Raw genomic sequence first — 20,120 nt, 5'->3', positions numbered from 1 at the left:
GTCACACCCGCTGGTCAGCCGCCCGCACCAACGCCGTGATCGGACGGGGATCCCGCTCGTTCTCCGGATGCCACTGCACCCCGAGCACGAACGGCCGGGCCGGATCCTCCACCGCCTCGACCACCCCGTCCCCCGCCCACCCGGTCACCGTGAGCCGGCCCGGATCGGCCACTGCCTGGTGGTGGTACGAGTTGACCTGGTCGACCCCCGCCAGCACCGACGCGGCCAGGCTCCCCGGCGCGATCCGCACCGGGTGCGCCCCGTACACGCCGGGCGCCGGACGGTGCGCCTCGTGACCCACCACGTCGGGCAGGTGCTGGTGCAGGGCGCCACAGCGGCCTCCGCTGAGTTGGCACCGTTCGCGACTGCGGGGCTCGCACACCCGCGCTCCTCACAGGGGGGTCACGTAGGCGCCGGTGATGCCACCGTCGACCACGAACTGCGCGGCGGTCATGAACGAGGCGTCGTCACTGGCCAGGAACGCCACCGCGGCGGAGATCTCCTCCGGTTGCCCGAAGCGGCCCATCGGCACGTGCACCAGCCGGCGGGCGGCCCGTTCCGGGTCGGCGGCGAAGAGCTCCAGCAGCAACGGGGTGGCGACCGGGCCGGGGCAGAGCGCGTTCACCCGGATGCCCTCCCGGGCGAACTGGACCCCCAGCTCCCGGGTCATCGCCAGCACCCCGCCCTTGCTGGCGGTGTACGCGATCTGCGACGTCGCCGCGCCCATCAACGCCACGAACGACGCGGTGTTGATGATCGAGCCCTTGCCCTGCCGCCGCATGTGCGGAATGGCGTACTTGCAGCACAGGTAGACGCTCGTGGTGTTGACCCGCAGCACCCGCTCCCAGGCGTCCAGGCCGGTGTCCAGGATGGAGTCGTCGTCCGGCGGTGAGATGCCGGCGTTGTTGAACGCGATGTCCACCCGGCCGTGCCGGTCGGCCACCCCGTCGAACAGGTCGCGTACCGCCGACTCGTCGGCCACGTCGGTGGCCACGAACTCGCCGCCGCACTCCTGCGCGGCCTTCGCGCCGGCGTCCGTATCGATGTCCACGCAGACCACCCGGGCCCCCTCGGCGGCGAACCGTCGCACGGTGGCCAACCCGATGCCGCTGCCCGCTCCGGTGACCACTGCCACCCGGTCCTGCAACCGACCCTGCACTGGCCTCACTCCTCTGTCGCGATGAAGACGTTCTTGACGTCGGTGAAGGAGTGCAGCGCGTCCGGGCCCAGCTCACGGCCGAGCCCGGACCGCTTCATCCCGCCGAACGGGGTCCAGTAGCGCACCGAGGAGTGCGAATTGACGCTGAGGTTGCCCGAGTCGACGGCACGGGCCAGGCGCAGGGCCCGACCGACGTCCCGGGTCCAGATCGAGCCGGAGAGGCCGTACTCGGTGTCGTTGGCGAGCCGGATCGCGTCCGCCTCGTCGTCGAACGGCAGCACCGAGACCACCGGGCCGAAGATCTCCTCCCGCCAGTGCCGGTCGGCTGGCGAGTCGGCCAGCAGCACCGTGGGCGCGTGCCAGAAACCGCCGCCGTCGGGGCAGGAGCCGGTGAAGGCGACTGTCGCACCGGTGAGGTAACCGGCGACCCGGTCCCGCTGGGCGGCGGAGATCAGCGGGCCCATCTCGGCGGTGTCGCGGGACGGGTCCTCGACGCGTACCGCGCGTACCGCTGGTTCGAGCAGTTCCAGGAACCGGTCGTACACCGGACGTTGGACCAGGATCCGCGACCGTGCGCAGCAGTCCTGGCCGGCGTTGTCGAAGACCGCGCCCGGCGCGGTGGCGGCGGCGCGTTCCAGGTCGGCGTCGGCGAACACGATGTTCGCGCTCTTGCCGCCCAACTCCAGGGTGAGTCGCTTCACCTGGGCGGCGCAGCCGGCCATGATCCGGGTGCCGACCTCGGTGGAGCCGGTGAAGCAGATCTTGCGGACCGCCGGGTGGCTGACGAACCGTTCCCCCACCACGTCACCGGCTCCCGGGATCACTGTGAAGACGTCGTCGGGCAGGCCCGCCTCACGGGCCAGCTCGGCCAGGCGCAGCGCGGTGAGCGGAGTCAACTCGGCGGGTTTGAGCACCACTGTGTTGCCGGCGGCGAGCGCCGGGGCGAACCCCCAGGCGGCGATCGGCATGGGGAAGTTCCAGGGCACGATCACGCCGACCACACCGAGTGGCTCGTGGAAGGTGACGTCCAGCCCACCGGGCACGGGGATCTGCCGGCCGGTCAGCCGCTCCGGGGCTCCGGCGTAGTAGTCGAGCACGTCACGGACGTTGCCGGCCTCCCAGCGGGCGTTGCCGATGGTGTGCCCGGAGTTGCGCACCTCCAGCCCGGCCAGCTCGTCCACGTGCGCGTCCACAACGGCGGCGAACCGCCGCAGCAACCGCGCCCGGTCCCCCGGCGCGACGCCCCGCCACGCCTCGAACGCGGCCGCCGCCCGCGAGATCGCGGCGTCGACGTCCCCCACCGTGGCCCCAGGAACCTCCCGAAACCCCTGCCCCGAGGCCGGGTCAACAACAACTGTCACGCCCCACCCACCCCTCCCCTACGCGATCTTGCAGTTTCTGCCCGGGCAAAAGCCTTATCTGTACGCAGACCGGCGACACAAAGTGCAAGATCGCGGCGGGTTTCGGGGGGTCAGAGGCGTTCGAAGCCACGGGTCAGCTCCCAGTCCGTCACCGCGGCGTCGAAGGCCGCCAGCTCGACCCTCGCCTGGTTGGCGTAGTGGGCCACGACCTCGTCGCCGAACGCCTCGCGGGCCACCGTCGAGCCCTCCCACAGGGCCAGGGCGTCGCGCAACGTGGTGGGGACACGCTCCGCCTCCGGGTCGTCGTACGCGTTGCCGGTGCACTCCTGCCCCAACTCCAACTCACCGTCGATGCCGTGCAACGCGCCGGCGACCAGCCCGGCGATCGCCAGGTACGGGTTGACGTCGGCGCCGGGCACCCGGTTCTCCACCCGCATGCCCTGCCCGTGCCCGACCACCCGCAACGCGCAGGTGCGGTTGTCGACGCCCCAGCGCAGCGCGGTCGGGGCGAACGAGCCCGGCTGATACCGCTTGTAGGAGTTGATGTTCGGGGCGAAGAGCAGGCTGAACTCCCGCATGGTGGCCAACAGCCCGGCGAGCACCCGCTGCCCGGTCGCCGACAGGTGCGCCGGCCCGTCGCCGAGCATCGCCGACGAACCCGACGAGTCCCGCAGCGAGAAGTGGATGTGGCAGGAGTTGCCCTCCCGCTCGTTCGGCTTGGCCATGAAGGTGATCGCCATGCCCTCCTGGGCGGCGATCTCCTTGGCCCCGTTCTTGTAGATGACGTGGTGGTCGGCGCAGGCCACCGCCTCGTCGTACCGGAAGGCGATCTCGTGCTGGCCCAGGTTGCACTCGCCCTTGGCGCTCTCCGGGGTGAGCCCGGCGCCGGCCATCTCGGTGCGGATGCGGCGCAGCAGCGGCTCCACCCGGGCGGTGCCGAGCAGGGAATAGTCCACGTTGTACTGGTTCGCCGGGGTCAGGTCGCGGTAGCCGCGCCGCCAGGCGTCCTCGTACGAGTCGCGGAACAGCACGAACTCCAGCTCGGTGCCGGCGTACGCGGTCAGCCCGTGCTCGGCCAGCCGGTCCAGTTGCCGGCGCAGGATCTGCCGGGGCGAGGCGACCACGTCACCCGAGCCGTCCAGCCAGGTCAGGTCGGCCAGCAGCAGGGCGGAGCCGGGCTGCCAGGGCATCCGGCGCAGGGTCGCGAAGTCGGGCACCATCGCGAAGTCGCCGTAGCCGCGGTCCCAGCTCGACATCGCGTACCCGTCGACGGTGTTCATGTCCACGTCGACGGCGAGCAGGTAGTTGCACCCCTCGCTGCCGTGCTCGGCGACCTGATCGAGGAAGAACGGCGCGTGAAACCGTTTCCCCTGGAGGCGACCCTGCATGTCGACGAGGGCCAGCACCACGGTGTCGATCTCACCCTCGGCGACGGCGACCCGCAGTTGTTCCAGCGTGAGCGGTGCTTTCCTCATTCGCGGGCCTCCATCACCAAGGTCTACTGGCAAACCGGATCACCGTCAATGCCCCGTGCCGCCTGGGAACGAAACCGCGAGTTCGTCCGCGTCGTCCGATCGTTCGTCGCCGCGCCCGGGCTTGGTGCGATGCACATCCGGGCAGACCGGGAGCCGTCGGTCGCCGCCGAGGTGACACGGCGAGGCCGGTGTCCGAACTCCGAACGCCGGCCCCACCCTCACGTCACTTCACAGTCCCCATCGACACCACGATGTCCTCCTTGCCGGTGTACGACCAGAACACCGGCTCGGCCGAGTAGCTCAGTTTCGCCTCGGCCCACAGAGGGCTCGACGAAACCACGAACCAGTCGTGGCTGCGGGACAGCAGATAGACGCCCCACCCGGGTTCGACCGCCAGTTCGTGCAGCCCCGTCAGACGGCGCGTCTGCTCGGGATGCGCCCTGCGCAGCGACAGGCCGCGCAGCACGAACGGCGTGCACAGGTACGTCACGTCCTGGAACAGCACCTCAAGCCGGTACTCGTGGGTGGAGCTGGCATCTGCCTGGAGCCACAGCTGGGTGTGCGTCCGACTGACGTGCGTGATCTGGAACAGCCGGTCCGGCGCCTCAAGCTCAGCGGTGATTTCGTTGCGGATCATGCGCTCACATCCCTTGAACTCTCGCCCGCCGGAAGTTGGACGAGTTCAGAGCCGCTCCTCGACGGTCACCGATCACTCACGACGTTCGTCGACAGTGCGGACCGGGCCGGTGAACCACTTGCGGGCCGAGGCGTACCACCAGACGGCAACGACCAGCAGCACCCCGCCCACGGCCAACGGCGCGTAGTTCACCGCCGACCAGGTGAACCCGTCGTTGCCGGGCACCCCGGCGGGCACGATCGGCAGCACGAAGTACACGGCGATGATCGCGATCTCGATCACCGCGATCCAGCCGAGCAGCTTGTACCTGCGGCCCAGCGTCCACGGCCCGGGGACGAACCGGTCGCCCATCCGCAGCCGCAGCGCGATCGGGATGAGGAACGACAGGTAGAGCCCGAGCACCGCGACGGAGACCACCGCGTAGAAGGCGATCGGGATGCCGGCGGAGCTCTCGTAGAGCGCCGGCAGGGTCAGCACCAGACCGGCCAGCGTGGCGCCGATGATGGCGTTGACCGGGGTGCCGTTGCGGTCGACGGTCGACCAGAGCCGCCATCCGGGCACCGCCCGGTCCCGACTGAACGCGTACGCCATGCGGCTCATCGAGGTCACGCAGCTCATGCCGCAGAAGAACTGGCCGATGGTGGAGATGATGATGACGATCTTGAAGAAGACCGGGGTCAACGCGGACTCGAAGATGGCGCCGGAGAAGCCGCCCGCGGCGTTGACCGCCTCGACGTCGGTGGCCGCGAAGAGGAACGCCAGCAGCAGGATCCAGCCACCGACCGCCGAGTAGAAGATCGACTGCCAGAGGCCACGGGCCGCGGCCTGCGAGGCGCCCCGGGTCTCCTCGGAGACGTGCGCGCAGGCGTCGAAGCCGGTGATCGTGTACTGGGTGAGCAGGAAACCCAGCGGCAGCACGTAGAACCAGAACGTCAGCCCGCCGATGTCGCCGTCACCGAAGCCGGAGTTGTTGAACCGCTCGGTGAACACGAACTGGAAGCTCTGGTGGTTGTCGGGAACGAAGACCAGGATGGCCACCACGACGGCCGCGCCGGCCACGTGCCACCAGACCGAGACGTTCTGGAGTACGTCGATGATCCGGTGCCCGAAGATGTTGATCAGCCCGTGCAGCACCAGGATGATCACGAAGAGCATGAACGCCTGCCGCAGCGTCCCGGCCCAGCCGTCGAAGAGCGCCGACAGGGTGAGGTTGAGAAACGTCGCGCAGCCGTAGTCGACCGAGGCGGTGACCGCCACCAGACCGATCAGGTTCAGCCAGCCGGTGAACCAGCCGTGCACGGGACGACCCATGGTGGCCGCCCACCAGTAGATCCCGCCCGCTGTCGGGTACGCCGACACCAGTTCCGCCATGCAGAAGCCGATGATCAGGATGAACAGCGAGATCAGCGGCCAGCCCCAGGAGATGGCGACCGGCCCGCCGTTGTTCCACGCCTGACCGAAGGTGGTGAAGCAACCGGCCAGGATCGAGATGATCGAGAAGGAGATGGCGAAGTTGGAGAAGCCACTCCACTTGCGGCGTAGTTCCTGTTTGTAGCCGAGTTCAGCGAGCCGTCGGGCGTCGTCGTCCATCGGTTGCTCGGCGGTCGGCACGGGCGTCGTGGCCACTGCACACCTCCCTGAGGTGGTTCCGCGTGCGAGTGGGCAAAGTGTCGACCCGGCCGATCAAGGCGGTCAATACGTAGTCGGTGGGAATCTCACTCCCGGTGGGCTAATTGCGTTGCCGTCCAGCCACCCCGGCCCGCATCCTGGACCAGTGACCAGGCCCGATCAGGGCCCCACCCCGGGCGCTCGGACCGCCCGACACCGGTGGCGCGGGGCACGCCTCTCTCTCACGCACGGGCACGCCGCCCGTACCCAAAAGTGCCCCGCGCCCCCCAACCTCCGGGTTGGGGGGCAGGTCAGGTCAGGAGGAGGCCGGCCACCCAGAGGGCGGCGATGAGCAGGCCGGCCAGGAACTCCACAAGGATCGACAGGCCGGCGGCCTTGAGGGCCTGCACGGTGGACGGCCAGGCGAGCTGGTTGCTGCCCAGCCGCAGCCGCTCCGCCGCCCACACCCCCGCCACGAAGCCGAGCACCAACCCGACGAACGGCACCACGAAGAACCCGATGATGCCGAGCACCCCGCCGGCGAGCAGCGTGGACGTCGGCACACCGGTGCGCTTCAGGTTCCGGCCAGGCCACGCGTACTTGATCACGGCGCCGGTCGCGGCGACGAGTGTGGCGGCGGCGAACACCGCCCAGCCACCCAGCCCGGCACCGCCGAACACGGCCCAGACCAGCACGCCACCCCAGCACAGCGGCAGCGCCGGCAGACCAGGCACCACCACGCCGGCCAACCCGGCCAGGATGGCCAGCCCGGCCACCACGGTCACCACCGTCTGCGAGTCCGTCAGGTCCACGCCGCCACCCTCCGTCGCCGCCGACCAGACCGCAACGGTCCCCCGCTCACGGCAGTGCTCCGTCGCCACGCAGCCGGGCGGTGATCGCGTCAGCCGGGGCCGGGGCACCGAAGAAGCGGCCCTGCCCGGTGTCGCAGCGCAGCGCCCGCAGCCGTTCCGCCTGCACGCCGGTCTCCACCGCCTCGGCCGTGACCCACAGCTCCAGGGCGTGCGCCAACCGGACCAACGCGTCGACGATCCGTTCGTCGCGGTGGTCGGCGGCCTCGTCGGTCCCGTCCGCGCGGATGCCCTCGACGAACGGGCCGGCGAGCTTCAGGCAGTGGATCGGCAACCGGCGCAGGTACGCCAGGTTGGAGTAACCGGTGCCGAAGTCGTCCACTGCCAGCCGGACACCGAGCGCGGCGAGCCGGTGCAGGCTGCGCAGCGGCTCTCCGGCGCTGCCCATCACGGCGCTCTCGGTCAACTCCAGCTGGAGCAGCTCGGCGGGCAGCCCACTGGTCCGCAACGCGTCGGCCACAGTGTCCACGATGGCGGGTTCGTCGGCCTGCCGCGCGGCGAGGTTGACGCTGACCACCAGCCGGGCGTCCGGGAACTCCCGCCACCACCGCTCGGCGTCCGCGCAGGCCCGCCGCAGCACCCACTCGCCGAGCCGGACGATCAGGCCGGTCTCCTCGGCCAGCCCGATGAACCGGTCCGGCCCGATCAGGCCCAGCTCCGGGTGCTCCCAACGGACCAGCGCCTCCACCGCGAGCATGCTGCCCTCCAGCAGCGACACGATCGGCTGGTAGTGCAACACGAACTCGCCCCGGTCGAGTGCGGCGGGCAACCCGGCGACCAGCGCCGACCGGGCGATGTCCCGGGCGCCGCGCTCGGGGTCGTAGACCGCCCACCGGCCCCGGCCCGCCGCCTTGGCCCAGTAGAGCGTGGTGTCCGCGGCCTTCATCAGCTCCGACGCGGTGGTTTCCGAGGCGGGGCACTGCACGATGCCCACACTGGCCGAGACGGCCAACTGGTGCTCACCGACGTGGACCGGGGCCGCGACGGCGGCCAGCGCGGCCTCGGCGACGGCGACCGGGTCGTCGGCGTCGTCGCCGCCCGCGACGAGGATCACGAACTCGTCGCCCCCCATCCGGGCAACCAGGTGACCGTGGTCGGCCACGCACGCGGCCAGCCTGCGACCGATCATCACCAGCAGCCGGTCACCGAGGTCGTGACCGAGGCTGTCGTTGATCGCCTTGAAGCCGTCCAGGTCGAGGAAGCACACCCCGACCCGCTGCCCGACACCCGCGGTGTCCAGCACCCGTCCCAACGTCTCGAAGAACAACGTCCGGTTGGGCAGCCCGGTCAGCGGGTCGTGCAGCGCCTGGAAACGCAGGCGCTGCTGGAGTTGGTACCGCTCGGTGATGTCCTCCATCATCGCGACGGTGAATCGTGGCCGTCCCTCGTGTCGGATCAGTGAGACGGCCAGATCCGTCCAGACCACGCTGCCGTCCTTGCGGTAGTAGCGCTTCTCCACCCGGACCGCGTCGTGCTTGCCCTCGATCAGTTCCTGGTAGAGCTCCCACATCCCGGCGGCGTCGTCGGCGTGGAACAGCCCCGCCACGTTGATCTCGCGCAACTCCTCGATCGAGTAGCCGAGCATGTCGGCGAACGCCTGGTTGACGTCGATGATCCGGCCGTCCACGCCGGCGATGCCGATCCCGATCGCGGCTCCGGTGAACACCGCCCGGAACCGCGCCTCACTGGCGCGCAGCGCCTGCTCCACCTCGTCACGCGCCTGCCACGCCGACCGGGCGATGCGCTCCTGCTGGCTGAAGGTGCGGTCGCGCAGCGCGCGGGCGAACCCGGCGGCCAGGCCGCCCTGCATCGCGGCGATCCGGTCGGCGAGGTCGGCCGGCCGGTCACCGTCGCTGAGAACTCGCCGCCCGAAGGTCGCGCCGAGCGCGTGCAGCGTCCACTCCAGCGCCTGCGGCTCGGTGAGGTGCGCCTCCACCAGGGCCCGCCCGACCTCCTCGGCGGGGCCGACGCTGAACGGCTCCGCCCGTATCGCCTGGGCCAGCCGGACCGTGTGCGCCAGCAGCAGCCGCTCGGTCTCGGCCAGGCTCAGTGGCACGAAACCGAGACGGCGCACCGCGCGGGCCCAGTCGGCGGCGTACCCCACGGCATCGGCCCAGCCGGCAACGACCCCGGCGGGGTCCCGGCCGGCGTCGACCCCGGCGGGGTCCCGGCCGGCGTCGACCCCGGCGGGGTCCCGGCCGGCGTCGACCCCGGCGGGGTCCGGGACGGCGGCCACGGGGTCAGCCGGCGGGCTGGTCGTACCGGGCGACGCCTCCGAAGGCGCCGAACCGCTCCGGGTGCTCGTCCACGTCGGACGGTGAGTCGGGACGCCAGAGCGGCATGTGCACGACACCCGGTTCCAGGACGGTCCAGTCGCCGAAGAAACCGGTGACCTGTGCGCGGGAGCGCAGGGTGATCTCGGTGGCGGTACGGGCGGAGAGCCGCTGGGCGTCCAGCATCTCCTGCGGCTGGTCCTCGAAGGTGGAGTGCGAGATGACCAGGAAGCTGCCCGGCGCGGCGGCCTCCCGCAGGGTGGCCAGGATCGCCTCGGGACGGTCGGCGTCCGGGATGAAGTGCACCACCCCGGCCAGCAGGATGCCCACCGGGCGACTGAAGTCGATCAGCCCGAGCTGTCGGGTCTCGGCGAGGATCCGCTCCGGCTCCCGCAGGTCGGCGTGGATCACCCCGGTCAGCTCGTTGCCGGCGAGCAGCTCCCGGCTGTGCGCGACGGCCACCGGGTCGATGTCGACGTACACCACGCGGGCCTTGGGGTTCACTCCCTGCGCCACCTCGTGCACGTTGCCCACGGTGGGGATCCCGGAGCCGATGTCGAGAAACTGGTCGATGCCGGCGTCGAGCAGCACCCGGACGGCCCGGCGGAGGAACTCCCGACCGGACCGCATGGTGGCGGCGAGATTCGGGGTCATGCTGGCGATCTGTTCGGCCAGCTGCCGGTCGATCTCGAAGTTGTGCGCCCCACCCAGAAAGTAGTCATACACCCGGGCCGCGCTCGGCCTGGTCAGATCGATCTCGGTCGGCAGTCCGTCCGGCATCAGTGTGCTCCCCAGTTCATCGCCGCGGCGCGGGACGGCACCGGCGGACGGGCGTGCCACGGGCACGCGCGAGCGCCGGCCGACCCGCGGGTCGTGTGGTGTGGACCACTCTAGGCGGCTGACTCCAGCAACAGCGAGATGCCTTGACCAACGCCGATGCACATGGTGGCCAGCGCCCGTCGGCCGCCGCGACGGCGCAGCTCCAGGGCGGCGGTCAGCGCCAGCCGTGCCCCGCTGGCACCGAGCGGGTGCCCCAGCGCGATGGCCCCACCGTTCGGGTTGACGTGGTCGGCGTCCACCGGCAGCCCCAGTTCACGCAGCACCGCCACGGACTGCGCGGCGAACGCCTCGTTCAGCTCCACCACGTCCACGGCGTCCAACCCGACGCCGACGCGGTCGAGCAGCTTGCGGGTGGCCGGCACCGGGCCGATCCCCATGATCCGCGGCGGCACACCGGCCACCGCGGCACCGACGATCCGGGCCAGCGGGGTCAGGCCGTACCGGGAAACCGCCGCCTCGCTGGCCACCAGCAGCGCGACCGCGCCGTCGTTGACGCCCGAGGAGTTGCCGGCGGTGACCGTGCCACCGTCGCGGAACGGGGTGGGCAGCGCGGCCAGCTTCGCGAGCGTGGTCTCCCGGGGGTGCTCGTCGACCTCGACAAGCCGGGTCTCCCGACGACCGGCCGGCACGGACACCGCCACGATCTCCTCGGCGAAGCGGCCGTCGGCCTGTGCCTTGGCCGCGCGCTGCTGCGAGCGGTACGCGAAGGCGTCCTGCTCGGCCCGGCTGACGCCGTACTCGGCGGCCACGTTCTCCGCCGTCTCCGGCATCGAGTCGACACCCCAGCCGTCACGCATCAACGGGTTCACCAACCGCCAGCCCAGCGTGGTGTCGTACACCTCCGCCGAGCGGGAGTACGCCGACGTCGCCTTCGGCATGACGAACGGCGCCCGGCTCATGCTCTCCACCCCGCCGGCGATCACCAGCTCCGCGTCCCCGGCGACGATGGATCGGGCGGCGGTGGCGAGCGCGTCCAGCCCCGAGCCGCAGAGCCGGTTGACGGTGCCGCCCGGCACCTCCTCGGGCAGGCCGGCCAGCAGCGCCGCCATCCGGGCCACGTTGCGGTTGTCCTCGCCGGCCTGGTTGGCGCAGCCGAGCACGACGTCGTCGACCCGCGCCCAGTCCACCGAGGGGTGGCGGGCGACCAGTTCACGGATCACGTGCGCGGCCAGGTCGTCGGGGCGGACGCCGGCCAGCGCGCCCGCGTACCGGCCGATCGGGGTACGGACACCGGCCACCAGGTATGCCACGGTCATCGCGAGTCCTTAGGGGGTGCAGACGGCGGGGGTGGGGCACGCCCACCGGGTCGCGAGGGCTGCCGGCCGCCAGGATATCCGCGCCGGCAGCGGATAGGTTGACGGCATGGCCCGGGCCCAGTTCAGCGCAGAGACCAGCGGCGGTGGCGCGTTCGTCCGCCAGCCGAACCGGTTCACCGGTCGGGTCACCGCCGACTCGACAGCCCCACCCGGCGGCGGCCCGGACGAGGAGGACCGTTGGCCACTGGAGGCCGGCCGTTACCGGCTGATCTGGTGCCGCGCCTGCCCCTGGGCACACCGGGCGAGGATCGTGCGCGGCCTGCTCGGGCTGGACGACGCGATCTCGCTGGGCACCGTCGACCCGATCCGGGACGAGCGGGGCTGGGCGTTCGCCCTCGACCCGGACGGCTTCGACCCGGTCCTCGGGGTGAGCTTCCTCTCCGAGGCGTACCTGGCCACCGACCCCGACTACACCGGCCGGGTGACGGTGCCGGCCCTGGTGGACACCCTGACCGGTCGGGTGGTCACCAACGACTACCCGCAGCTCACCCTCGACTTCTCCACCGAGTGGCGGCGGCTGCACCGGCCCGACGCACCGGATCTGTACCCGGTCGACCTGCGCCCCGAGATGGACGCGCTGATGGTCGAGATCCACGCCGACGTCAACAACGGCGTCTACCGGTGCGGGTTCGCCACCTCGCAGGAGGCGTACGACGAGGCGTTCCGGGCGCTCTTCGCCCGGCTGGATGCGCTCTCCGAGCGGCTGGCCGGGCAGCGTTACCTGATGGGCGACGCGATCACCGAGGCGGACGTGCGGCTGTTCACCACGCTGGTCCGCTTCGACGCGGCGTACCACGGGCACTTCAAGTGCAACCGCGACAAGCTGACCGAGATGCCGGTGCTCTGGGCGTACGCCCGGGACCTGTTCCAGACGCCGGGCTTCGGCGAGACGGTGGACTTCGACCACATCAAGCGGCACTACTACGGCACGCACCGGGAGATCAATCCCAGCGGCATCGTGCCACTCGGGCCGGACGAGTCGGGCTGGCGCACGCCGCACGGGCGTGGCTGAGCCGGGTCGGTCCGCCGCCCCGAGCGCGCCCACGACGGGCGGGGACATCGCCCGCCGGGCCGCCGGGTCCGCCGCGGCCGGCTGCACCCTGGCCGGCGCGGTGGCGGTGACGCTCGCCGTGGTCGCCGGTCCCGGTCCAGGGCTCACGGGGTACGTCAGCGAGGCGGGCATCGCCGGCAGCGCCCACGCCGCTACGTACCGGATCGGGATCCTGGCCCTCGCCGCCGCGTTGCTGCTGATCGGCGCGGCGCTGCCCCCGGGGGTGTGGGCGGCGGCTCCGGCGCTGCTCGCCACCGGGGCCGTGTTCACCGCCGTGTCCGGGGCGGTGACCTGCTCCGACGGATGCCCGCTGCCACCGTTCGAGCGGGCGACGACGGCGGACCTGGTGCACGGCGGCGCGAGCATCGCGGCGACCGCGGCGGTGGTCTTCGCCATGATCACGCTTGCCGTCTCCGGGTCGGTCGGCAGCATGGTGCGCCGACTGGCGGGCGGGGCCGCCGTGCTGGCCCTGCCGCTCTGCGCCACTGTGGGGTTGGCGATGCTCGTCATCGGCCGGGGCACACTGGTGGGGGTGCTGGAACGACTGATCCTCGCCCTCGCGGTGCTGTGGGGCCTGTGCACCGCCACCGCACTGGCCCTCTGTAAGGAGCCTCACCCCGACCGGTCCTTCCAATAAGCGGGAATCGGCGTAACGTCGGCGAGCGATGACCAATGTCTGGGGCCTCACTGTCCGCCTGTATGTCGATCTCCGACTGCAGGCCAGTGGCATCTGTCCGGGCTAGCCGTTTCTACGCCTGCCCCGATCGGACCGGACAATTGGATAGATCTTCATGCCCTTCAGCCTGCGCAAAATTCCCTTCTCCGTGCAGATCCTGCTCGGCCTCGTGCTCGGCGTGGCGCTGGGCTTCCTGGCCCGCACCAACGACCTGAGCTGGCTGACCAGCACCCTGCACACCGTCGGCAGCCTCTTCATCCAGCTGCTCAAGCTGGCCGTGCCGCCGCTGGTCTTCACCGCCATCGTGGTCAGCGTGGTCAGCCTGCGTGGCGTCGCCAACGCCGCCCGGCTCGCTCTCAAGACCCTGATGTGGTTCGGCATCACCGCGCTGATCGCGGTGAGCATCGGCATCGGCCTCGGCCTGCTCACCAACCCCGGCAAGGGGGTGACCCTCGACCTGGGTGGCGCCACGGCGCCGAAGAAGACCGGTTCGTGGACCGACTTCCTCACCGGCATCGTGCCCACCAACCCGGTCGGCGCGTTCGTCGAGGGCAACGTCCTGCAGATCGTCTTCCTGGCCGTCGTCATCGGTGCCGCGGCCCTGCTGGTCGGCGAGGCCGCCGAACCGTTCGTGGCGCTGAACCGCTCCCTGCTGGAGATCGTCCAGAAGGCGCTCTGGTGGGTCATCCGGCTCGCCCCGATCGGCACCCTCGGGCTGATCGGCAACGCCGTCGCCTCGTACGGCTGGGACCTGCTGGCGCCCCTCGCGAAGTTCACCACCGCCGTCTACGTCGGCTGCGCCATCGTGCTGTTCGTGGTCTACCCGCTGGTCCTGATCCTTGCCGGCCGGCTCAACCCGCTGCGCTTCTTCGCCGGTGCCTGGCCGGCGATCGAGCTGGCCTTCGTGTCCCGCTCCTCGGTCGGCACCATGCCGGTCACCCAGCGCTCCGTCGAGCGGCTCGGTGTGCCCCGCGAGTACGCCTCGTTCGCGGTGCCCTTCGGCGCCACCACGAAGATGGACGGCTGCGCCGCCATCTACCCGGCCCTCGCCGCGATCTTCGTGGCCCAGGTGTTCGGCGTGCAGCTCGGCATCGGCGACTACCTGCTGATCGCCTTCGTCTCGGTGGTCGGCTCGGCGGCCACCGCCGGTCTGACCGGCGCGATCGTGATGCTCACCCTCACCCTCAGCACGCTGGGCCTGCCGCTGGCCGGCGCCGGCCTGCTGCTGGCCATCGACCCGATCCTGGACATGATCCGCACCGCCACCAACGTCGCGGGGCAGGCACTGGTGCCGACGGTGGTCGCCGCCCGCGAGGGCACCCTCGACCGCACCGCGTACGAGTCCGCCGGCCGGCGTGACCTGACCGAGCCGGAGCCGGCAGCCGACACCCGACCCGAGCTCAGCCCCGTTCCTGCCTGATCGGTTCACCCAGACGACGACGGGCCCCTCTCCCCGGGGGCCCGTCGTCGTGTCGGAGAGGATGACCCCATGAGTTCCCTGTTCACTCCCCTGGCCCTGCGCGCTGTCACACTGCCCAACCGGATCGCCATGGCACCCATGTGCCAGTACTCCGCCGGCCCCGACGGTCTGCCCACCGACTGGCACCTGATCCACCTCGGCAGTCGTGCTGTCGGCGGCGCCGGCCTGGTCCTGACCGAGGCGACCGCCGTGCTTCCCGAGGGCCGGATCAGCCCGCAGGACACCGGCCTCTGGTCAGGTGCGCACGTCGACGCCTGGCGGCCGGTGACCGCGTTCGTCGCCGCCCACGGCGCGGTGCCGGCCGTACAGCTCGCCCACGCCGGCTTCAAGGCCTCCACCTACCGGCCGTGGGCGCCGGAGCGCGGCGGCGTGCCGGACGCCGAGGGCGGCTGGACGCCCGTCGCCCCCGGCTCGGAGCCGTTCACCGCCGGTTACCGGACGCCGACCAGCCTGGACGAGGCCGGCATCGCCGGTGTGGTCGAGGCGTTCGCGGCCGGAGCCGAACGCGCAGTGGACGCCGGCTTCGCCGCCGTGGAGATCCACGCCGCGCACGGCTACCTGCTCAACGAGTTCCTCTCGCCGTTGACCAACCACCGCACCGACGGCTACGGCGGCGACCGTGCCGCCCGGATGCGACTGACCCTGGAGGTGGCCCGCGCGGTGCGCGCCGCGGTCGGCGAGGACGTGCCGGTGCTGACCCGGATCTCCGCCACCGACTGGGTCGAGGGTGGCTGGACGATCGACGACAGCGTGGTGCTCGCCGGTGAGCTGGCCGGCGTCGGCGTCGACCTGGTCGACGCGTCCTCCGGCGGGGTGAGCGTGGACCAGCGCGTCCCGCTCGGCCCCGGCTACCAGGTGCCGCTGGCCGCCCAGATCCGCCGCGACGCCGGCGTGCCGACCGGCGCGGTGGGCCTGATCGTGGAGCCTGAGCACGCCGAGCAGATCGTCGCCGGCGGCGAGGCCGACCTGGTGCTGCTGGGCCGGGAGTTGCTGCGCGACCCCTACTGGCCGCGCCGGGCCGCCGCGAAGCTCGGCGTCGCCTACTCCGGGCCCGCCCAGTACGCCCGCGCCGCCTGAACCCCGACCGGTCGGGCGGCCGCCCACACGGCGGCCGCCCGACCGTCGGTCAACCGGCCAGGTGCGACCAGTCGCCCTCCAGGTCCTGCCAGGTGCCCTGGGCCGCCACCGTGCCGCCGAGCAGCACCACCACGTGGTCGGCCCGGACCAACGCGGCCCGCTTCGCCGTCGAACCGACAACCGTCACGCCATGGCCGCGCAACGCCTCCCACAGCGCCAGCTCGGTAGTGACGTCCAGCGCCGACGACACATCGTCGGCGACCAGCAGTTCGGTACGCGGGGCCAGCGCTCGGGCCAGCGCCAGCCGCTGCAACTGCCCCCCGGAGAGCCGGGTGCCCTTGTGCCCGATGAGCAGGCCCAGCCCTCCACCGGCGGCGGCCAGGTCATGGTCGAGCTGGGCGGTGCTGACCGCCCCAGCCGCGTCCACCTGGTGCCCGAGGGCGATGTTGTCGGCCACCGTGCCGGACAGCACCCGGGGCAACTGGGCGACGTAGCCGACCTGGTTGGGACGCAGGAACAGCTCCGGCTCGGTGACCGGGTCACCGTTCCAGGCCAGCTCGCCGGTGTGGTGCACGATCCCGGCCAGCCCGCGCAGCAACGACGACTTGCCCGACCCCACCGGCCCGACGACCAGCACCAACTGGCCCCGCTGCACGGTCAGGTCCACGTCGCGGACGGCCACCGTACCGTCGGAGTGCACCACCCCGAAGCCGCGCAACTCCAGCCGACGCAGCGGGTGGCGGGGCGGCATGGTCGGCGCGGGCGCCGTCCCGGCGGTCAGGTCGACCTCCGGCACCCCCGCCGAGTACGCGCTCACCCCGGTCATCGCCGCGGTTCGCCGGGTCCAGACCCGCGCCGAGGGCAGCTGCGAGATCAACGACGCCGTGGTCCAGGCGAACCAGCGGGCCGCACCCAGCGTGGAGACGGCCACCAGGACCGCCCCGGCGGAGAGCGAACCGTTCAGGTACAACGCCCAGGCGCCGATCGGCAGCAGCCCGCTGGCCATCGACGGGGTGGAACGCGCCCACACCTGCACCGCGATCTCCCGCCGCTGCCGGTCGCTGCGCAGCACGTCCAGGCCCGCCAGGTGACGCAGCACCGCAGTGGTCGCGCCGGCGAGCTTCACCGTCCGCGCCGCGGAGAGCGCGGAGACCAGCGCGGTGGCGAACGCGGCCCGCGCCGCCACCGTCGCCCGGGCCGCGCGCTCCAGTTTCGGCCCGAACAACGTCGCGGCCAGCCCGGAGACGACCATCGTGCCGAGGAAGAACAGCCCGGGTACGACACTGCCGGTGACCGCCGTCATGGCGACCACGAGCACCAGCGCGACGGTCTGGTCCAGCACGTTGTCGGCGAGCTGGACCACCCGCTCGGTGTCCCCACCCTGCGCCACCACCTCGGCCGGGGTGTGTGAGCTGACCCGACGCGGCCCGGTCTGGCCGTGCACCAGGCGAAGGCCGATGCGCAGCATCTGCCGCACCCACCATTGCGGGAACCAGACATGGGTGTAGAACGGCAGCGGCAGGGTGATCAACAACCCGGCGACGATCCCCACCGCCGGCAGGTACGGGCTGCCCGTCCCGTCGACCAGGTCCGCCCAGAGCCAGGGCAGCACCGGGCCGTCCAGCCCGAGCAGGCTGAGGCCGAGGAACAGCACGATCGCCGCCGCACCGTACCGGGGATCGTTGGTGCACAGCCGGAAGATCTCCCGCAGCGTCCTGGCCGGCGGCACGGGCGGCAGTGGCGGCGGATCGGCCCGGGTCGGCGCGACCGGCTCGGTCGGCCCGACCAGGGCGGGCACCGGCGCGACCGGCTCGCTGGGCCAGGCGTTGGCCGGGTCGGGGCCGACCAGCAGGTCGGTGCCGGCGCTGGTGCGACCCGACGGCGTCACCGTGGCGTACGCGGCGGCGTGGCTGGTCGCCAACAGTTCGGCGAAGCGGGTCGACGTCTCCAGCGGACCGGCCTCGACCACCGCGCCGTCGGCCAGGACGACCACCTCGTCACAGCGGCGTACCGAGGAGAGCCGGTGCGCGATGACGATGCCGATCCGGTCGCGCAGCAGCCGTTCGGTGGCGCGCTGCACCCGCGCCTCGGTGACCGGGTCCAGGCGCGCGGTGGCCTCGTCGAGGATCACCACGTGCGGCTCCCGCACCAGGATCCGGGCGAACGCCACCAACTGCTCCTGACCGGCGGAGAGCACATGCCCGCCCTCCCCCAGCCGGGTCGCCAACCCGTCCGGCAACTCGGCGATCCAACCGGCCAGGCCCAACTCGTCGAGCGCCCGGGCCGCCGCGTCGAGCAGCTCCGGGTCGAAGAGCGCGACGTTCTCGGCGAGCGTGCCGGCCAGGATCTCGGTACGCTGCGGCACCAGCGCCACCCAGCGGCGCAACTGCTCGACGTCGAGGTCACACAGGTCGGTGCCGCCGAGGAAGACAGTGCCCGGCGGCACGTCGACCGCCCGGGTGAGCACCTTCGCCAACGTCGACTTGCCCGAACCGGTCCGTCCGATCAGCGCGTACGACCGACCACGGGCGAAGGTGAGGCTGAGCCCGCGTAGCGCGGCCCCCCGGTCACTCTCCCCGTACCCGAATGTCAGGTCCCGAATGCGCAGGTCGCCCTCGCTCGGGCTGGCCCCGCCGACCGGTTCCTGCCGGGCCTTGTAGAGCAACTGCACCCGGGCCCACGCGCCGAGAGCCTCCTGGATCTCCGGCACCATCCGGCTGACATGTTCCGCGGTGGCCCCGAACGCCAGGGCGAGCAGCCAGATGGCGGTGAGCCGGGCGGCGTCGATCCGGTCGGTGGCCAACGCCCACGCACCGCCGAGCACCACCGCGCCGATGCCAGCCCGGATCGTCGCGGTGGCCACCGTCGCCACCCGGGCGGACAACACCCAGACCACACTGCCCCGCGACAGCACGGCAGCGGCCCGCCGGGCGTACAACCGCAGCACGTACGGCCGCGCCAAACTGGTGCGTACGTCATCCTGGCCGTGCACCGCCTCCTCCATCACGGCGGCCAGGTCGGACCACGCCTCCTCCTCGGCCATCCGGGCCGGGCCGATCCGTGCCGTGGGCCGACGCAGTCCGATTGCGAGCACCACCGTGAGCAGCAGCATCGCGATCCCCGCCGGCCACCAGACGACAAGCGCGACCACCATCGACAACAGACCGACGCAGAGGCCCTGGGCCAGCCGGGTGCCCTGGTTACGAACCGCCGACGCCACCTGATAGACATCCCCGTCGATGCGGTCCAGCAGCTCACCCACCGGGGTGGTCTCCAGGGTGGGCAGGTCCTGCCCGAGAGCGACGCGACAGAGCCGGCGACGCACGTCGGCGGACCAGTCGGCGGTCAGGCCGGCCATCAACAGGCTCACCGCGAGGTCGCTGAGGACCACAGCGACCAGAGCCCCGGCCAACACGGCGAAGAAGCCAGCAGAACGATGCACCAGCACCGCGCCGGCCAGCGCCGACGCGCCCGCCTGCCCAGCGGCGCCCACCACGATCAGAACGGCCACTATCGTCATACGGCGGGTCGAGGTGCCCCACAGATCACGGAGCAGGCGCATGGAAAGTCCTCCGGGACGTGGGTGGCGGAGACCTCAGCCTGCCGGCGCCAACCCGTCAACTCAACCGATTTTCCGGTCCTGAGCAGGGCCTCCGCCGGTTCAGCCAGGAGCAGCGGCGGACCGGCCCAGGCCCCGTCCGCCGTCACCCATCGGCCCCGTCCGCCGTCGACCGTCGGCCCCGTCCGCCATCGACCATCCGTCCCGGGCCCGCCCCTACCGCACGGCACGGCCCGGACGACCCGTACGCCCGGCCGAACACCCGACGGGGCGTCTTCGGGGTTCTTGATCGACTCGGGTTTCATGAAGTCGGGGTGGCCCGGCGTCCCGGATGCCCCGGTTTCCGTGAACCCGAGTGGATCACGGGCGTGCGGGCCGCTTCGGCGCCGTGGGGCCGTGGTCGTGTGGGTGGTGTGTCGGGTTGTGGGGTGTGTGTGGGTGGTGACCGGGCGCACCCGCAGGCGGGAATCGTGGCCGGGCCGGGGTCGTTACACACCCTGACGATCGCAGCAGCACCTCCCGCCGCCCGGTCTTCACGGGCGCGGGATCCGAGGTCCGGCAGGGTGGAATGCCCGCCGCCACCCGGTCGTTATGGTCCCCACGATCGACCGCAGGCACCGCCGTGATGGGGGTGCCGACAGGTTGGGCCACCGGGGAATGACCCCGGCCCCCCGGTCGTTATGGTCCCCACGATCGACCGCAGGCATCGCCTCCCCGTGGGTGCCGACGGGATGGGCCA

15 protein-coding genes are annotated in these 20,120 nt (G+C 72.0%); 4 read left to right on the top strand and 11 right to left on the bottom strand.

From position 1 onward, the window contains the following. Position 1 precedes the first annotated feature (1 nt). The 10 genes from ACX27O_RS13385 to pcaF form a co-directional block, all read right to left on the bottom strand. A complete protein-coding gene (locus ACX27O_RS13385) occupies positions 2-382 on the bottom strand; it encodes a gamma-glutamyl-gamma-aminobutyrate hydrolase family protein (RefSeq protein WP_458939510.1) in 381 nt (126 codons plus the stop codon). A 9-nt stretch (positions 383-391) separates the two neighbouring features. Beyond that, positions 392-1,159, bottom strand: a complete 768-nt coding sequence (locus tag ACX27O_RS13380) for a 3-oxoacyl-ACP reductase (RefSeq protein ID WP_458939509.1) — start codon at positions 1,157-1,159, stop codon at positions 392-394. A 5-nt stretch (positions 1,160-1,164) separates the two neighbouring features. Further along, complete coding sequence (locus ACX27O_RS13375) at positions 1,165-2,520, bottom strand: aldehyde dehydrogenase family protein (protein ID WP_030337624.1); 1,356 nt, start codon at positions 2,518-2,520, stop codon at positions 1,165-1,167. 110 nt (positions 2,521-2,630) lie between these two features. Beyond that, positions 2,631-3,995, bottom strand: a complete 1,365-nt coding sequence (locus tag ACX27O_RS13370) for a glutamine synthetase family protein (RefSeq protein WP_030337625.1) — start codon at positions 3,993-3,995, stop codon at positions 2,631-2,633. 223 nt (positions 3,996-4,218) lie between these two features. Next, positions 4,219-4,632, bottom strand: a complete 414-nt coding sequence (locus tag ACX27O_RS13365; RefSeq protein ID WP_030337626.1) for a hypothetical protein — start codon at positions 4,630-4,632, stop codon at positions 4,219-4,221. 72 nt (positions 4,633-4,704) lie between these two features. Further along, on the bottom strand, positions 4,705-6,258 hold the full coding sequence (locus ACX27O_RS13360) for an amino acid permease (RefSeq protein ID WP_030337627.1): 1,554 nt from the start codon (positions 6,256-6,258) through the stop codon (positions 4,705-4,707). Positions 6,259-6,551: 293 nt separating this feature from the next. Continuing rightward, positions 6,552-7,052: a DUF456 domain-containing protein gene (locus ACX27O_RS13355; protein WP_030337628.1), complete on the bottom strand. Its 501-nt coding sequence runs from the start codon at positions 7,050-7,052 to the stop codon at positions 6,552-6,554. Positions 7,053-7,098: 46 nt separating this feature from the next. Further along, a complete protein-coding gene (locus tag ACX27O_RS13350) occupies positions 7,099-9,213 on the bottom strand; it encodes a putative bifunctional diguanylate cyclase/phosphodiesterase (protein ID WP_358130974.1) in 2,115 nt (704 codons plus the stop codon). A 136-nt stretch (positions 9,214-9,349) separates the two neighbouring features. After that, a complete protein-coding gene (locus ACX27O_RS13345) occupies positions 9,350-10,162 on the bottom strand; it encodes an SAM-dependent methyltransferase (RefSeq protein ID WP_030337630.1) in 813 nt (270 codons plus the stop codon). Between the two features lie 110 nt (positions 10,163-10,272). Next, positions 10,273-11,478, bottom strand: a complete 1,206-nt coding sequence (gene pcaF, locus ACX27O_RS13340) for a 3-oxoadipyl-CoA thiolase (RefSeq protein ID WP_210865783.1) — start codon at positions 11,476-11,478, stop codon at positions 10,273-10,275. 106 nt (positions 11,479-11,584) lie between these two features. Between pcaF and ACX27O_RS13335 the strand changes: the two genes are divergently transcribed. From ACX27O_RS13335 to ACX27O_RS13320, 4 genes are all read left to right on the top strand, one after another. Beyond that, on the top strand, positions 11,585-12,550 hold the full coding sequence (locus ACX27O_RS13335) for a glutathione S-transferase family protein (RefSeq protein ID WP_458939508.1): 966 nt from the start codon (positions 11,585-11,587) through the stop codon (positions 12,548-12,550). After that, a complete protein-coding gene (locus ACX27O_RS13330) occupies positions 12,543-13,226 on the top strand; it encodes a DUF998 domain-containing protein (protein ID WP_051708861.1) in 684 nt (227 codons plus the stop codon). The genes ACX27O_RS13335 and ACX27O_RS13330 overlap by 8 nt, the downstream gene beginning before the upstream one ends. 166 nt (positions 13,227-13,392) lie before the next feature. Continuing rightward, the gene (locus ACX27O_RS13325) at positions 13,393-14,685 is read left to right on the top strand and encodes a dicarboxylate/amino acid:cation symporter (RefSeq protein ID WP_030337634.1); all 1,293 of its coding nucleotides are present in this window, start codon (positions 13,393-13,395) and stop codon (positions 14,683-14,685) included. A gap of 69 nt (positions 14,686-14,754) precedes the next feature. Continuing rightward, the gene (locus ACX27O_RS13320; protein ID WP_030337635.1) at positions 14,755-15,822 is read left to right on the top strand and encodes an NADH:flavin oxidoreductase/NADH oxidase; all 1,068 of its coding nucleotides are present in this window, start codon (positions 14,755-14,757) and stop codon (positions 15,820-15,822) included. A 49-nt stretch (positions 15,823-15,871) separates the two neighbouring features. On the opposite strand, the gene ACX27O_RS13315 is transcribed toward ACX27O_RS13320, so the two are convergent. After that, a complete protein-coding gene (locus tag ACX27O_RS13315) occupies positions 15,872-19,384 on the bottom strand; it encodes an ATP-binding cassette domain-containing protein (protein ID WP_210865781.1) in 3,513 nt (1,170 codons plus the stop codon). Between the last annotated feature and the right edge of the window lie 736 nt (positions 19,385-20,120).

The sequence above is a fragment of the Micromonospora sp. SD19 genome (assembly GCF_054462275.1).
The sequence above is the reverse complement of the archived record's forward strand: the minus strand, read 5'-3'. Positions and strand labels throughout refer to the sequence as shown.